A 16,401-nucleotide genomic window follows, 5' to 3' on the forward strand; every position below is an offset into this window, starting at 1 on the left:
TCTTACACTTACAAAGGAAGTTTGTACTCCTTAAATCTATTTCCTTCTCGCACATAGATGACATATTCGTTCTGGGACACGGCATGTCTCAGGTCAATGGTCCCCGTTCCTCCCAAAGGTCTGGAACTCAATAATTCACCTTTGAGGTTGTACAGATAAATAAACTCCTGATCCCTGTCCACCACTACGAAAATATTCCTGTCCGCACCGAAAGAGAAATATTGGAAGGTGAGGTTTTCGGAAAAAATATCCAGAGAAAAGATTTCCTTACCATCTGGATTGAGCACGCTCACTTTGTTGAATTCATGAATAGTGAAGAGATAACGGTCATCTTTCTGATCTTTAACCAAACTGAAACGGCTTTCTCTATCGGGTCTTTCCAATTGATTTCTGTAGGCCACCTCTCCCCTGAGGTTGGTATGGACTATCTCCCCTTCGGAGGTAATGGTCACCACCCGGGTATCCCTAGCGCTGCCCCTTTCTACAAGAATATAATCTGAATTCACCCCATTGCCCAATTGTATGGGAGAACCCAATTCCGCCTCACCTCTTCTGTTGAAGAAATAAAGGTAGCCATTGGAAGCCAATGCAAGCATCCTGTCACCCACTCCGGCTATTCTATGATGGGCGGGCCTAGCAGAAAGGGCTGCATTGATCACTTTGGGATTCCATCCGTCCAATCCCCTTCCCTGCCTGTCCAAAAGATACACCTTGCCTTCTTCTGTGCCAATAAAGTACCTGTAATCCTTGTCATTGTTGTAATCCACCAGATTGAGGTGGGTGATTTGGTCATTTCCTACAGGACTTACCGGGAATCCTGACACCAGGTTGCCCAAGCGATCCAGGATGTACACTTTACTGGCTGTAGCAAAGAGCAACTGTAATTTCCCGTTTTTATAATAATCCACTTGATAAATAGGTCCCCTGATTTTTTCTTCTAAAGGAAATGAAAATACCGGTTCACCATCCGAACTGAGCAAATGCAGAAAAAAGTCTTCATCCTGCACCACAAACTCCGTACTTCTATCTACAAAATTCTGTATGCTTCTAGGTCCATAAACCAGGGCTTTGTCAAACTGCACAGAACGGTTTTCACTCAGTACCACATCGGCAACCTGACTTTTGACAGGCAAAGGATTGTAGCCAAATTCAAGATTGACCCTATTCTCCCTGTCCTTTTGCAAGACCTGCAAAGTCATCAAGTTGAGAGAGGTAAACTGAGGTGCATATTTTTGAAAAAAAGCTTTCCAGTTGGGGGAGCTGACCTCTACTACCGAGCTGAAAAACTTAGGAATATTTAATGTGAAATTCAGGCCAGCTGAAGGATTTACGCTTTCCACTAAGTTATTGTAGGCTACAGACTTTCCCCAGGTATTGTCAGTCAGGTAGTCATCCAGATAGATCTTCATGGCTTTGCTGCTATTGGCAAAAACCAGAAAATTGCCCAATGAGGTGATGTAGGTATCAGGAAAACCCATGAATTTACCCTCAAACAAATGAGCCGGAAACTCTTCGGCTACTATCACAAAAATCTCCTGATCCTTATAGTAATCCACAGGAACCAGTGAAAGATCCATTTTGTCAAGACCGGAGTTAAACTGCTTCAATAGCCTGATCTGCTGATCCGGTGACTCTGTCTGAATGAGCAAAATCCTGTCCTGCTGTTCACTGCCCGCAACCTCAAAGAGCATGTATCCCAATTCCCCTGTAAGATCTTCCAAAAAGCCTTTTTGAATCAGGTTTTTATCGATGTCTCCCTTGAGGGTGCTTTTGTACTGAAAACCTGTATCCTGCAAGTTTTTGAGCTGTCGGGGACTTTGAAGGTTATAATTGAAATATGCAGCGGTCCTGTTGCTGATGTAGGATTTGAAATCGGCAGTACTGCTGGCTGAATGACTGGCAAAACTGACTTCCTTACCATCTGCAAAAACAGCTATCCCATCTAGGATTATTTTTTCATCAGTAAATTTCAGTTCGAGGTTGGCTGCCACTTTGCTTCGGCCAAAACTCTGTATCATAGACAGTTCCTGATCTCTTGAAATCCCCTCCACCAATCTGGCCATACCACGGCTTGACATCCTAAGCATTCCCAGTCCTTTGGCCCTGGTCTGCGCTTCATACAATTCGGAATAAGTCGAACGGAAATTTTCCATCCCGCTGTTTTGGGCATACCTTATGGCTTCTTCCACCAAAAATGAGGTGTAGCTGATCAAGAGTACATTGTCTACAAAAGTATAATTGAGGTTTCTTTCCAAGTCCAGGCTCTGGTATTCTTTGATGGTAACGCCACTGTAATTTCTTGTATTGATCTGGGACAGTGCCGGAAGGTTATTTTCCAGTTTTTCCAGAAAGTCAAAATCTGCTCCTGGACCAAAAGAAATGGCATACATAAAATCAAATTCTTCCTTACCCACAGGGTGCATGGACAATACAAATTGATTGCCTCTAAGGATCTTTTCCATTTCCCCATCCTGACCCAAAAGGCTGTCGAGTTGCTCAAGCTGACGCGCAGCGTTTTGAAGGGAAGGCATATCCGAAAAACTTCCCCAAAAAGGCTGGGAAGTAAGCTGGTTCCAAGCAAATACAGGCTGATCGGTTTCAAAGACAAAAATAGCTTCAGGTGATATCAGCTCTGCGGCTGACTTTTTGCCGTATAAATAATATTTTTGATAAATGTAATATCCCCCACCGAGTATTCCGGTCAGGACAAATGCAATCAGAAGAAACCTTATTACTCTCACAGACCTAGCAGACTTATTTCCTAAATTTCAGACGTAAAAAACAAAAAAAGTAAAAAATCCCGACCAATGGCCGGGATAAAATAAATATTTGGGAAAGAAATTACTTATTGGAGATGTTGTCCAATACGCTCATCACTTCTTTCACATGACCTCTGGAAACTTCCAAAAGCTCTTTTTCTTCTGCATTGAGGTCAAGTTCGATTACCTTTTCTATACCGTTTCTGCCCAGAATTACAGGAACTCCCAAGTAGCAGTCATCGATTCCGTATTCTCCATCAAGTTTGATACATACCGGGAATACCCTGTTTTGGTTTTTAAGGATAGCTTCCACCATCTGTGCAGCTGCCGAACCCGGAGCATACCAAGCGGATGTGCCCATCAGTTTCACCAATTCACCACCACCGAATTTGGTTCTTTCGATGATTGCATCCAGTTTTTCTTTGGAGATAAGTTCAGTCACAGGAATACCTGCCACAGTGGTATATCTAGGAAGTGGCACCATGGTATCTCCGTGACCACCCATTAGGATCGCCTGGATTTCCTTTGGAGAGATATTCAATTCTTCAGCTATAAAAGCTCTGTAACGTGCTGTATCCAGGATTCCGGCCATACCCATTACTTTGGTTCTAGGAAGCTTGGAGGTGATGTGTGCCTGATAGGTCATTACGTCCAAAGGATTGGAAACGACAATAATAATGGCATCTGGAGAATGCTTGATTACATTTTCAGTTACAGACTTTACGATACCAGCATTGGTCTCGATAAGGTCATCTCTGGTCATTCCCGGTTTTCTTGGTAGTCCAGATGTAATGACCACAACATCAGAATTGGCAGTCTTGCTGTAGTCATTGGTGCTACCTACCGTCCTGCTGTCATATTGGTTGATAGGAGCCTTTTGCCAGATGTCCAAGGCTTTGCCTTCGGCTACTCCCTCTTTGATGTCTACCAAAACAATTTCTTCGGCAATTTCCCTGTATGCAAGCACATCTGCACAGGTAGCGCCCACATTTCCAGCGCCTACTACGGTTACTTTAGTCATGAATGTATGGTTTATTTTTCGTTTTTGATTGATTTTTCAAAAGTCCCGCTAAGTTATTAAACAAAGCCTATTTAGTAAAGGAATCAGCCTGATTCCTTGAGCATAGCAGCATATGATTTGCTAAATGGTATATACGAAGGTCTTCCGGTCAGCGTTCGTCATTGGTTGTCCGGTCAAACATTTCCTGAAGGTTGAAAAAGCCAAATGAGCTCCGGTAGGATTTGAAGAGACGGAAATTATTCTGATTGTAAAATTCCGCCAAAGAGGTCATCATCTTGGCTTTGATCTTAGAGTGACTGTCAAAAATTTCCTGAATGGCAAAATGGGGAATGACATAAAGTTCCGCTTCTTCTGAAGCTACTACTGATGTGTAGATCCTTTTGACATTCTCCAAAAGGGCATTTTCACCAAACACCTCATTTTTGCGGACTTCGTTGATGGTCTCAAAATTGTCCTTTACATCTATGGTGAGCTTGATTTTTCCTGAACGGACTATATAAATCGCCTGACTGGGGTCTCCACTGAAAAACACCACCTCATCTCTCTTGTACTTTCGGGTGTGAAGGGCAGGTAAAAATCTGGACATTTCCATGTTTTTCAACCTAGCAAAGAGGTAGGTCTGAGCCAAAAACTGAAATGTCTCCAGCTCCGAAGCATTGAACGTACGTGAAAATGGGTTGATCATGGAAAACGTCTTTTGAAGTATAATATTCGGTTACTTTCTTTGCTGCATTTGAAGCGATCGGAAATCCTATGCCCCACGACCCAAACAATTTCACCGTTGGACTCAAGTACAGCGATTTTTCTTTTTTCTACCATTGGAATTTTCAAATCTATCAAAAAATCAGAGATTTTCTTTTCCTTTTTCATTCCTAAAGGCATAAACTTGTCCCCTAGTTCCCATTTTCTAAGTATTAGTGGAAAAGAAAGCTTGTCCTTGTCCAACATGGCATTCCATGGATCTTTGTCCAAAGGATCCTTACCTGACATTTGTAAAATATCATAATGGCCAAACTTGAATTCCATAGCAATATCTTCGGACAAAAGCTCGACCGGTTCCCATTCAAAATCATTCTTCGACAGGATGATGTACTCTCTGTCAAGATTTAGAAAATATCCATCCGATTGGAATACCTTTCCTGAGTGACCTTCCTCCAAAGCTTTCAAAAGATCTTCTACATCCGCGGTATTGAAGCCATAATCCCTTAGCCAATAATACAACATAGAAGACTTACTATGTAATCCTTCCAATATTCGCATAGGCAAATATTGATTCTCTCCTTCAAATTGAACATGCTCTTTTTTCCATTGCCCATACAGCTGAAAAAAAGCCTTACCCGTATCCTTAATCCTATGGAAACTCTGATCCATACTTTCCAGGCCGCTGGGAAATTTTTCGAGAATGAGCGGAAAAACCTCATTTCTGAGAAAATTCCTTTTGTAATCCGACTTCTCATTGCTGCTGTCCATTCTCCAGGGCTGAGCTCTTTCGATAAGATAGTTTTCCAGTTCTATTTTGTGAAAGGGCAACAAGGGTCTTATCAGCTCTTCTTTTCTTTCAGCCATGCCAAACACCCCTTCGATACCTGTACCCCTGAGTAAATTAAGCATGATCGTCTCCAGCTGGTCTTCAAAATGATGTGCGGTAAGAATGGCCTCCAGCCCCCTTTCTTTGGCCAATTTCCTGAACCATTCGTACCTGATTTTTCTGGCAATCATCTGCGTGGAGGAATTTTTCTCCTTGTAGACCTCAGGGTCTACTTGCTCTACATGAACGGTTTTGGACCAGATCTTTCCCAAATGACGCACAAAAGCTTCATCCCCGTCACTCTCCTCCCCACGGAGCCGGAAGTTGACATGGGCCATTTCAAAATCTATCCCTGCCTGAAAAAGAAGCTGTCCCAAACACACACTGTCTGCCCCACCACTTATGGCCAATAAATACTTATTGTTTTCATCCAAAAGATTTTTTGTCCGTATATGTTGGATAAATCGCTCTACCATAATCCAAAAATATCATTTTTGCTTAATTTTGGGCCGACCAAGTTACAAATGATTAAAAACTCCCTTTTCACCCTTCTTCTTTTTATCGGAATATTCCCAACCCTGAGCATGGCCCAGGATTCCAATACCCTTGAGATCCAGCAAGCTGACCTACTTCAGGGAGCAACTGGTTTTGAAAGGCTGATCAACAATGTCCGGATGAAGCACCAAAATTCCCTGATCTATTGTGATTCGGCCCATTTCTTTAGGACAGAAAACAGGGCGAAGCTTTTTGGAAATGTCCGCATAGTAGATACACAAGACCCGGTCACCACCACTAGCCGTTATGCCGAGTATGACGGAGATACCAAAATAGCCAAACTCAGAAACAATGTGGTGTTCAAAAATGAAGAAACCACTCTTTACACCGATTTTCTAGATTACAACCGGGCTACCGGTGTGGCCAATTATTTCAATGAAGGAAAAGTGGTGGACTCCACCAATGTACTGACCAGCATCAATGGCGTTTACGAAACAAGGATAGAAAAAATCACCTTTACGGAAAATGTAGTCCTGGTCAACCCCGATTACACCCTCAAGACCAACTTTATGATCTACATGACGGTACCCAAAACAGCCGAAACTGTGGGTCTTACCAATATCGTATCCAAGGAAGGAGATAAGCTCAACGCCCAAAAAGGAAGCTTCTACGATACAGAAAGGAAGATTTTCAGGTTTTATGACGGAGATGTGGAGACCGCCACTAGCAAAGTGTATGCTGAAGTCCTGTATTATGACGAAAACCAAAAATATTATGAAGGCAGGACAGATGTCAGTGTGTACAACAAGGAAAGGGATGTAGAGATTTTCGGAGAAGAAGGAAAGTACTGGGAAGACCGAAAATACAGCATTGTCTACGGAAATGCTTTGGTCCAAAAGTATTTCGAGATGGACACCATGTATGTGATAGCCGACACATTGATTTCTCAGGACAGCGAAAATGAGGAAGAAAGGCATCTTCTGGCCTTTAGAAATGTCAAAATGATCAAATCGGACCTTTATGGCAAATCAGATTCCCTGGCCTACATCTACTCTGATTCTACTATACACCTATATCGTGACCCTGTGCTCTGGAATGACAAAAGCCAGATCACAGCCGACTCAGTGAGGTTTTTGATTGCCAATGAAGAAATAGACAGGATATACCTCAACAGAAATGCCTTTAATATCACGAAGGATACGCTTGGCAACTTCAATCAGATGAAGGGCAGGAAAATGACCGGTTATTTTCTGGATGGACAGATTTCCCGCTTTCACATAGAAGGAAACGGCGAATCCATTTACTACGACGTCATCGGCGATTCTACCCTCCGTGGCATGAACAAAATGCTCTGTGCCAATATCATGATGTTCTTTGAAGAGGGCAATATCCATAAAATCAACTGGCTGGTAAAACCTGAGGGAGAGTTCAATCCACCCCACCTCATCAAAGAGGAAGACAAGCTTCTGGATGGCTTTGTCTGGAGAGAGGAAGAAAAACCTTCTATGGAGGATATTTTTGCATGGAGAACACCCCGAAAAAGAGAGGAAAAACCAGAGGATTTGTTTGAGCAGCCCGAAGTATTCATTCCACGCCCAACTGATGAAGAAATACAAAAATTGATAGATGAAAAAACTAAAAACGGGTCTGAAATAAAAATGCTTGAGAGGCCTGATGAAAACGAAAATGCGGAGAACGTAGCGTGATAAAAAAAATTTTATGAAGGTTAACAAAAATTAACCCACTAATAGTATAAAACCGGAACCTATTTGGTATTTTTATTCGTAGTTATAAATGAATTCAAAAGAAATAAATTTTCAGTCTATAGGTAAAACTTTACATGACCCGCATTTTCATATTTTTATGTTGCAGTATATTGATGCTACCGCTAATGGTGGATGCACAGGTTCGCGTACTGTCTGAAAATATAGAATTCAGTGGAAAAATAGGTTCATCCCATAGAAAATCCCTCATCATCCAAAACGAATCCAAAGAAAATAAAGAGTATACCCTCAAATACCTACGAGGCAATATCGGATCTTCGCAGAATATTAAAGTCTGCATAGCAGACAGGTGTTTTGACCCGAAAAAAGATCTGGCCAAGGTAAAACTCAATCTAAAACCCGGAGAAATTTTCACCGACCTATATCTGGAATTTGATCTTGGGATAACAGAACTTCGAGGAAATTTTGACCTTCATTTTGCCAATCCCAATAACAACAGGGACATGTTTCTCATTGAAGCAGTGTATGAAGTGTACAATCCTTCAGTGGATGAAACCAATCACAAAGACATTTCTCTTGGCAGTGTATATCCCAATCCAAGCAACAGTGTGGCCCAGATCGATTACGAATTCAAAAATCCAAATGCAACAGCTAAGATCGCAGTCAACAGCTTTATCGGAAATCCTGTAGCTGAGTATCAGTTGGATCCCATGCAGAAAAGCCTAGTAATCAATGTAGCTGAACTCAATCCTGGGGTTTATTTTTACACCTTATTTGTGGACAATAAAAATATTGTCACCAAAAAACTCGTTGTGAAGAAATAATACAAATGCCCAATACCCCCATAATTTGATACCAATGATTAATCCTTTATATTTGCGCCTTCGAAAAATTATGAAAGAGCAACTCCCCCACATACTTACCTTATTTCTCATCGTCTTGATTTCTGCCTGTGGCCCATTCTACAAGCTGGAAAAAAGTACCAATTGGGAAGAGCTGTATGAAGCAGCGGGAAAATACTATGAAGCGGGAGAGTACAATAAGGCCATCATTCTTTACGATAAAGTATTACCCATCATACGCGGGAGTGACAAAGCTGAAATGGCTGATTTTAATTACGCTTATGCACATTTCAGACTCAAAAGGTACATTGAAGCTGCAGGTTATTTCAACACCTTCTATCAGACTTACAACAGAAGCCCATTGGCAGAGGAAGCGTTATTCATGAATTCTTATGCGCTTTATCTCGATTCACCGGATTTCAATCTAGACCAGAAAAGTAGCAAGGATGCAGTAAATGCCATTCAGCTCTTTATCAATAGATTCCCTCAATCTGATTCTTACGAAAGGGCCATGTCCATGATAGATGACCTACAGGTAAGATTTGAGGAAAAGGCATATCAGGAAGCTATTCTGTACCATAAATTGACAGAAGGACTTTACCCTGGAGATTTCTACAGGGCCTGCATTGTTTCTTTTCAGAACTTTGCTAAAAATTATCCTGATTCCAAATACAATGAAGAACTGGCTTACAAACTGGTAGAGGTCTCTCTTGCTTATGGTCAAAGGAGTGTTTTTGATAAAAAGGAAGAAAGATTGAAAAATGTGGCCACTTTTGCGGATCAGTTTAAAAGAAGATATCCCGAGAGCAAGTACATCGGTGCAATAGACCCTCTTTCGAGAAAAGCAGAATCTGAACTGATTGCCCATCAGAAATTCAAAAAAGAATACGAGGAGAGGCTGGCAAAGGCCCGTGAAGATGCTGCCGCAGCTGAAGAGGCCGCAGGTCCATCTACAGAAGTCACATCAGCTCCTCCAATAGAAAACTAATCAGAAAACAAAACAAAATACCATATGGCTATCAATCCATCCATCGTGACAAGAGATCTGGATAAAATCTCCCAGAAAACCGGAAACTTGTATGAATCCATTCATATCATTTCCCAAAGGGCAAAGCAGATTTCTTCTTCCATGAAAGAGGAGCTCAACAACAAGCTTTCAGAATTTGCTTCTACAGTAGACAATCTGGAAGAAGTGTTTGAAAACAAAGAGCAAATAGAAATTTCAAAGTTTTATGAAAGGATGCCAAAACCTAGTACATTAGCAATGGAAGAGTTTATCGAAGGAAAACTCTATTTCCGCCATCCCGACGAAACTACTGAAGAAGAATAATGCAATTAAAAGGTAAAAGGATTTTACTGGGTGTCACAGGAAGCATTGCAGCTTACAAGTCGGCACATCTTACAAGATTATTAGTCAAAGAAGGAGCAGAAGTACAAATTATCATGAGTACTTCTGCTCTTGATTTTATCACCCCTTTGACGCTGGCCACCCTATCCAAAAACCCCGTTTACCACCAATTTCACGACCCTAAGTCAGGTGTCTGGACCAACCATGTCGATCTTGGATTATGGGCAGACCTTTTTTTAGTAGCTCCCATCAGTGCCAACACATTGGGGAAATTTGCCAATGGGCTCTGTGACAGTTTACTTACTGCTACTTACCTATCAGCCCGATGCCCCGTCATGGTAGCCCCGGCAATGGACCTGGACATGTACCAGCATCCATCCGTCAAAAACAACCTTAGCAGACTCCAGTCCTTTGGGAATATCATTTTAGACGCTGAATCCGGAGAACTGGCCAGTGGGCTTTCCGGTCAGGGAAGGATGATGGAGCCTGAGCATATTTTAGATAAAGTCCTCACACACTTTCACCCCAAGCAGGAATTTTTGGGCAAAAAAGTCCTGATAACTTCAGGTCCTACTCAGGAAGCTTTGGATCCTGTACGATTTATAAGCAATCACTCCAGTGGAAAAATGGGCGCTGCCCTGGCCGATAGTTTTGCAAGTCAGGGTGCAGAAGTGCATTTGATTTTGGGAAAAGGAGCCAAAAAACCTCAACATGCATCCATCCAAATCCACTCGGTCACCAGTGCAGCAGAAATGTATGAAGCCGCGGCCAACTTACATCCTCAGGCTGACATCGCTGTATTTGCAGCCGCAGTGGCAGATTATGCTCCCAAGCATGTCGCTGAAGAAAAAATCAAAAAGGCCGGCGAGGCCATGACCATAGAATTGGTCAAAAACGTAGATATAGCCTACTCTTTGGGAAAAGAAAAGAGACATCATCAGATCCATGTAGGCTTTGCTTTGGAAACAGAAAACGAAGAATTTCATGCCAAAGAAAAGCTGGGCAAGAAAAACTTTGACCTTATTGTTCTCAACTCCATGAGAGAAGAAGGCGCTGGTTTTCAAAAGGACACCAACAAAGTCCGGATTTTTTCCGAAGATGGTTCGGAGGCAAACTCAGAGGTACTCCCCAAAGAAAAAATAGCAGGTTTGATCTTGGAGAGGATAAAAAAGCTCCCCGTCAAAATCTAAAGCAATACGCTTCGTTATCCTTTTGTAAAGGTTTGATCCCCATGAAATATTTAGGCTTTATCCTCATTCTTGTTTTCACGGCACTGACGGCAGGAGCCCAGGAACTCAACTTTCAGGTGATCATCAATTCTGACAGGGCCAGAACACAGGAGACCAGGGTCTTTGAAGACATGAAGGTCAACTTCGAACAGTTTATCAATGGGAGGACCTGGACCAACGACCAGTTTCAGCCCACTGAGAGAATCAAAGGAAATATACTCATTACCATTTCCGATATGCCTCAGGTAGGTTTTTATAATGCTACTGTACAAATCCAATCTGTGAGGCCGGTGTATGGCACCAGCTATGAAAGTATGGTATTGAACTTTATAGACCGGAATTGGTCCTTTGAATTTCTACAAAACCAACCTTTGGAGTTCAACCGTTTTTCATTTCTCAACAATATTAGTTCCTTATTGGCTTATTATGCCTATATCATTTTGGGATTTGATTATGACAGTTTCGCCCTTCGGGGAGGTGATCCTTATTTTGAAATTGCCAACAACATCGTGAACAATGCCCAGCAGTCCCCAAGGCCGGGATGGCAAGCCAATCCCAATGAAAGAAGAAACCGATACTGGCTGATCAATGACATCTATACCTCCTCTGTCTACGCCCCCATTCGCGAAGCGGTCTATTTGTACCACAGAAGGGGCTTGGATCTCTTGACCTCCAAGCCGGAAGAAGGGTACAAAAACATAGTAAAAGCCATTACACTGGTAGCAGAAGCCAACCAACAGCAACCTAATGGAATATTTACCATTGCATTTATCGATGCCAAAGGGGAAGAAGTAACTAAAATTCTTAAAAATGCTCCTTTGGAAATCCGTACTGAGGCAGTGGAGCAATTGATGAAAATAGACCCCAACAATGCCAGAAGGTACAATGATTTACTTAAAGGTTGATCAGTTTTTATTAGATTTGTTGAGCTAAAATTTTTGACCCCGAATGCTCAGATCCCTCAGTATTGCCAACTATGCTTTGATCCAGGAATTGGAAATGAACCCCAGCAAGGGTTTGAATATGATCACCGGAGAGACAGGTGCCGGAAAATCCATCATGTTGGGTGCCGTGGGATTGCTTCTAGGCAATCGGGCAGATACCAAGTCCCTTTTTGACGAAAATGCCAAATGTGTGGTAGAGGGGTGTTTTGAAATAGGGAATTACGGTCTTCGGGAATATTTTACAGAGATGGACCTGGATTTTGATCAGGAGTGCATCATCCGAAGAGAGATAAGCCCTTCGGGCAAATCCAGGGCTTTTGTCAATGATACTCCTGTCCGACTGGAGACATTGAAAGACCTGGGCAAGGTTCTCATGGACATCCATAGCCAGCATGACACCCTCAACCTTGGGGATGGTGCCTATCAATTGGGCCTGATAGATGCCTATGCTGCCACTTTTGATGAAATGAAAAGCTATCAAGCCTCATTTGATTCGTGGAAAAAGAGCAAAAAATCTCTGGAAAAACTTCAGCAATCCGCCCTTGAACTGAAAAAAGAAGCAGATTTCAATAAATTCCAATTAGAAGAGCTTTCTGCCCTTCAGCTCCAGGCAGGTGAACAGGCTGAGCTCGAAAGTGATCAGGAGATCCTTGAAAACGCCGAAGAAATCAAAGCCAAAATCCAGGAAGTTCTATCCCATTTGCAAGATGAGGAATATGGTGCACTTCGGTTGCTTTCATTGGCCAAGCAAGGCATGACACAGCTCAGCAGGCTGGCACATAAATTCAACGGACTCCAGGATCGTTTTGAAAGCGTGTTGATCGAGCTCAAAGACATTGCGGTAAGCATGGAAGATGAAGATGGTGACATTGAAGTTGACTTCGAAAAACTCGAAACTGTCCGGGAAAGATTGAACAAAATCTACCACCTCCAGCAAAAACATGCAGTAGAAACTGTTGAAGAACTTTTGGAAATAGAGAAAGATCTGGCAGACAAAGTGTTCAAAATAGAAAACCTGGACGAGGAACTCGAAAAACTGGAAAAAGAAGTAGAGAGGGCTGAATCCGAAATGATGGAAAAAGCAGCTCAACTCAGTGAAAAACGTAAAACAGGTTTTCAACCATTCTCGGATGAGCTGATTTCACTTTTACAGCAACTGGGGATGGAAAATGCCAAAGTGGAAATTTTATTATCCCCTATACCTCCCAGCAAATCAGGCACTGATCAAGTAGAAGTATTATTTTCTGCTAATAAAGGAGTCAAGCCACAGGCCCTCAAGCAAGTGGCATCGGGAGGAGAGTTTTCCAGACTGATCTTTGCTATCAAATACATCATGGCAGATAAGATGGCACTTCCTACCTTGATTTTTGACGAAATTGATACAGGAGTATCCGGTGAAGTGGCCCTGCAGATGGTAAGAATGATGCAGGATATTGCCAAAAAGCATCAGGTGATCTGTATTTCCCATTTGCCTCAGGTAGCTGCAAAAGGTGAGCACCATTATTTTGTGTACAAGGACAATTCATCTGATAGAACCATCAGTAAAATTAAGCTGCTTGCCCTGCAAGAACGCGTGGAAGAAATCGCTAAAATGATCGCTGGCGCCAGTCCTTCTGCCAGTGCCTACGAGAGTGCCAAAGAACTGCTGGAAAATTGATGGACTTGAGGTTGCGGGAGGAAGATAAAGGATGAGGGCTGAGGGAGGAAGGATGAAGCCTGTACGACTGGTCATCCAGGCGGGGATGAGTGAGGGATGATTAGTTATTTGTGATAAAATGTAGTGTCAATTGATGAATTGTGTAATTGATTAACTGTTTACTTGCCTGTTGTAGGTAGGAAAGTCTCACATCTTATGTCTTATGTCTAACCACCTTGAAGTGCCCCTTTCCTTCGATATTCATCATTCTTTGTTCGGTATTCGATATTCATAATTTCGAATGATGAATAATGAACAATGAATCAAGAAGGAGGATGAGGGAGGAAGGATGAAAGAAGCGAGAGCCAAGGTGAGGTATGGGTATCCTTTGAGGTCTTTAAGTCCTCGAAGGATTCAAGTTTGAGTAGAAAAAGTGAGGTACTTGGAGTTGGAAACTCCACTATCAACTGTCCGAAGGCGCAACCTCCGGACAACTGGGGATGAAAAAATAAGTGAATAGTTATGAGTGGTAAAATGTAGAGTTAATTGATGAATTGTGTAATTGATTAACTGTTTACTTGCCTGCCGTAGGTAGGAAAGTCTCAGATCTCAAGTCTCATATCTTATGTCTTGTATCTAATGTCTTGTGTCTCACATCTCAACTCTCATATCTAATCTCCTTGAAGTGCCCCTTTCCTTCGATATTCATCATTCTTTGTTCGGTATTCGATATTCATAATTTCGAATGATGAATAATGAACAATGAATCAAGAAGGAGGAGGAGGAAGGACTGAAGATGAAAACTCCTTTATCAGTGGTCATAAAGGACAAACTTCGGACTGCTGACATACCCTTGCTGCCCCCTCCTACCCTTATCACTTACTGATTTACCGAATTTTTCCCTATTTTTACCCACTCAAAAAAGAACCAACCTTAATCAACACTGTATATGGCAGAAAATTTATTAAAAGGTAAATTGGGTATCATCACCGGAGCTTTGGACGAAAATTCCATTGCCTGGAAGACCGCCTTAAAGGCCCATGAGCAAGGCGCCAAGTTCGTACTTACCAACGCCCCTATCGCCATGAGAATGGGAGCAATCAAAGAACTGGCCGAACATTGCGGAACTATAGTAATCCCAGCTGATGCCACTTCCCTTGAAGATATTGAGAAACTTTATACTGAATCCAAGGAATATTTGGGTGGAAACTTTGACTTTCTACTGCACTCTATCGGAATGTCTCCAAACATCAGAAAAGGACGCTCTTACGGAGATCTCAACTATGACTGGGCCATTAAGTCTTATGATGTGTCGGCCATTTCTTTTCATAAGATGATGCATGTCGCAGAAAAAATGGATATCCTGAATGAATGGGCTTCCGTAATGGGACTTTCCTACATAGCGGCACAGCGCGTCTATCCTTTTTATACTGACATGGCAGATGCCAAAGCCTTGCTGGAAAGCATCGCAAGAGGCTATGGATATAGATTTGGAAAAGCCAAAAAAGTAAGGGTAAATACTATTTCTCAATCTCCTACCAAAACCACTGCAGGTACCGGTATTGGAGGTTTTGATGCTTTTTACAACTTTGCGGACAAAATGTCCCCACTTGGAAATGCACCGGCAGAAGCATGCGCCGACTATATCATTACCATGTTTTCAGATTTGACCAAATATGTCACTATGCAGAACCTTTTCCACGATGGAGGGTATTCTACCACAGGGATATCAGAAGAATTGATGGAACAATTCAAAGATCTTTAAGAGATCACCCCACAATAAAGAAACTTATAGGACATAAATCAGTTAAAAAAATTAAACCAAACACCTTTTTACTATGAATTACAGAAATTTTATTCCTGGCTTTTTTGCCCTTACGGTTTTATTTGCCTGCAATACTGAGAAATCTGTTCAGACACAGGACCTGAGAAATGTAGAAGGCGTAAGTCAACTGGAACAGGAACACACCTTGGTAAGGCCCGGCTATGCGGACAGTGTCAATGCCGGCTATATTAAAGAAGATGAAATCAAGGGAAGCTCAAGAAGAGAAGCCAAAGGAACTATAGGAAATGCCGAAATCACTATCAATTACGGTTCACCGGGTAAAAGAGGCCGAGTGATCTGGAATGGCCTGGTATCCTATGACCAAGTCTGGGTAAGCGGTTCACATTGGGCCACTGCCATAGACTTTTCAGAAGATGTCATGGTAGGTGATACCGAAGTTCCGGCCGGCATGTATGCCTTTTTCACCATTCCCGGAAGAGAAGAGTGGACCCTGATTCTCAACAAAAACTACGATCAGCATTTGGCTGATGACTACGATGAAGAGGAAGACGTACTCAGGCTTACTGTCACTCCTGAGACTTTGGAAGACGAGGTGCTCAGATTGACTTATGAAGTAGAAGTAGCTTCAGGTGAGCATGGTTTTATACATATGAGTTGGGATGATATCAAAGTGAGCTTGCCGGTGAGAAGGAAGTAAATTGTAGATTTGAGATTTTAGATTTTAGATTTTAGATTTTAAAAAACCGCTAGGTATGCACCTAGCGGTTTTTTGCTTTTTTTTGATATTATTATCCGATTAATCTAGACCCATGTTCAAATCGGTCAGCGGTCTAATTGCCGATCTTGATTATCCGCATATTTACCAGTAGAATCTAAATAGGGCGTGCTGAAAAACGCCAACTGAAGAATAAATGCTTTAAATTTTGATGAATACCCCGTTTGTCAGGTATTTTCTTTTTAAGCAGGTGCACGCTTATTCAATGTTATAGCTTGATTTCCGTGCTCCTTAAAATTTTAAAATTCGAAATTTTAAGGCTAGCCTCAGGCATACCATCTTCTTCATTGGGCTCACTCGAAGTATAAGCATAC

Annotated in this window: 13 protein-coding genes; 9 read left to right on the forward strand and 4 right to left on the reverse strand. The window is 42.0% G+C overall.

The genetic code is table 11. The features are described from left to right. Positions 1–8: 8 nt before the first annotated feature. The 4 genes from EGN73_RS04875 to tilS all read right to left on the reverse strand — a co-directional run bounded on the left by EGN73_RS04875 (position 9) and on the right by tilS (position 5,784). The gene (locus EGN73_RS04875; RefSeq protein ID WP_343207080.1) at positions 9–2,741 is read right to left on the reverse strand and encodes a hypothetical protein; all 2,733 of its coding nucleotides are present in this window, start codon (positions 2,739–2,741) and stop codon (positions 9–11) included. A 100-nt stretch (positions 2,742–2,841) separates the two neighbouring features. Continuing rightward, positions 2,842–3,780, reverse strand: a complete 939-nt coding sequence (gene mdh, locus EGN73_RS04880; RefSeq protein WP_219287347.1) for a malate dehydrogenase — start codon at positions 3,778–3,780, stop codon at positions 2,842–2,844. A 148-nt stretch (positions 3,781–3,928) separates the two neighbouring features. Next, entirely contained in the window at positions 3,929–4,465 is a 537-nt protein-coding gene (locus tag EGN73_RS04885; RefSeq protein WP_219287348.1) for a Crp/Fnr family transcriptional regulator, read from the reverse strand. After that, complete coding sequence (gene tilS / locus EGN73_RS04890) at positions 4,462–5,784, reverse strand: tRNA lysidine(34) synthetase TilS (RefSeq protein WP_219287349.1); 1,323 nt, start codon at positions 5,782–5,784, stop codon at positions 4,462–4,464. Before tilS ends, EGN73_RS04885 begins: the two co-directional genes overlap by 4 nt. Positions 5,785–5,832: 48 nt before the next feature. On the opposite strand from tilS, the gene EGN73_RS04895 reads away from it, so the two are divergent. The 9 genes from EGN73_RS04895 (at position 5,833) to EGN73_RS04935 (ending at position 16,009) form a co-directional block, all read left to right on the forward strand. After that, positions 5,833–7,509 carry an OstA-like protein gene (locus tag EGN73_RS04895; RefSeq protein ID WP_219287350.1) on the forward strand — a complete coding sequence of 559 codons (1,677 nt, stop codon included), beginning with the start codon at positions 5,833–5,835 and terminating at the stop codon, positions 7,507–7,509. 134 nt (positions 7,510–7,643) lie between these two features. Beyond that, entirely contained in the window at positions 7,644–8,351 is a 708-nt protein-coding gene (locus tag EGN73_RS04900; RefSeq protein ID WP_219287351.1) for a T9SS type A sorting domain-containing protein, read from the forward strand. 70 nt (positions 8,352–8,421) lie between these two features. Then, entirely contained in the window at positions 8,422–9,357 is a 936-nt protein-coding gene (locus EGN73_RS04905) for an outer membrane protein assembly factor BamD (RefSeq protein ID WP_219287352.1), read from the forward strand. A gap of 24 nt (positions 9,358–9,381) precedes the next feature. Continuing rightward, entirely contained in the window at positions 9,382–9,699 is a 318-nt protein-coding gene (locus tag EGN73_RS04910; RefSeq protein ID WP_219287354.1) for a DNA-directed RNA polymerase subunit omega, read from the forward strand. Next, complete coding sequence (coaBC, locus tag EGN73_RS04915; protein ID WP_219287356.1) at positions 9,699–10,907, forward strand: bifunctional phosphopantothenoylcysteine decarboxylase/phosphopantothenate--cysteine ligase CoaBC; 1,209 nt, start codon at positions 9,699–9,701, stop codon at positions 10,905–10,907. Before EGN73_RS04910 ends, coaBC begins: the two co-directional genes overlap by 1 nt. Positions 10,908–10,948: 41 nt before the next feature. Further along, complete coding sequence (porD, locus tag EGN73_RS04920) at positions 10,949–11,851, forward strand: type IX secretion system protein PorD (RefSeq protein ID WP_219287358.1); 903 nt, start codon at positions 10,949–10,951, stop codon at positions 11,849–11,851. Positions 11,852–11,894: 43 nt separating this feature from the next. Continuing rightward, a complete protein-coding gene (gene recN / locus EGN73_RS04925) occupies positions 11,895–13,547 on the forward strand; it encodes a DNA repair protein RecN (protein ID WP_219287360.1) in 1,653 nt (550 codons plus the stop codon). A 928-nt stretch (positions 13,548–14,475) separates the two neighbouring features. Beyond that, positions 14,476–15,291, forward strand: coding sequence for an enoyl-ACP reductase FabI (locus EGN73_RS04930; protein WP_219287362.1), 816 nt, complete (start codon positions 14,476–14,478; stop codon positions 15,289–15,291). A gap of 73 nt (positions 15,292–15,364) precedes the next feature. Further along, positions 15,365–16,009, forward strand: coding sequence for a DUF2911 domain-containing protein (locus EGN73_RS04935; protein ID WP_219287364.1), 645 nt, complete (start codon positions 15,365–15,367; stop codon positions 16,007–16,009). Positions 16,010–16,401: the final 392 nt, after the last annotated feature.

The organism is Arthrospiribacter ruber (genome assembly GCF_019343195.1).
In the GTDB taxonomy this organism is placed as follows: domain Bacteria; phylum Bacteroidota; class Bacteroidia; order Cytophagales; family Cyclobacteriaceae; genus Arthrospiribacter; species Arthrospiribacter ruber.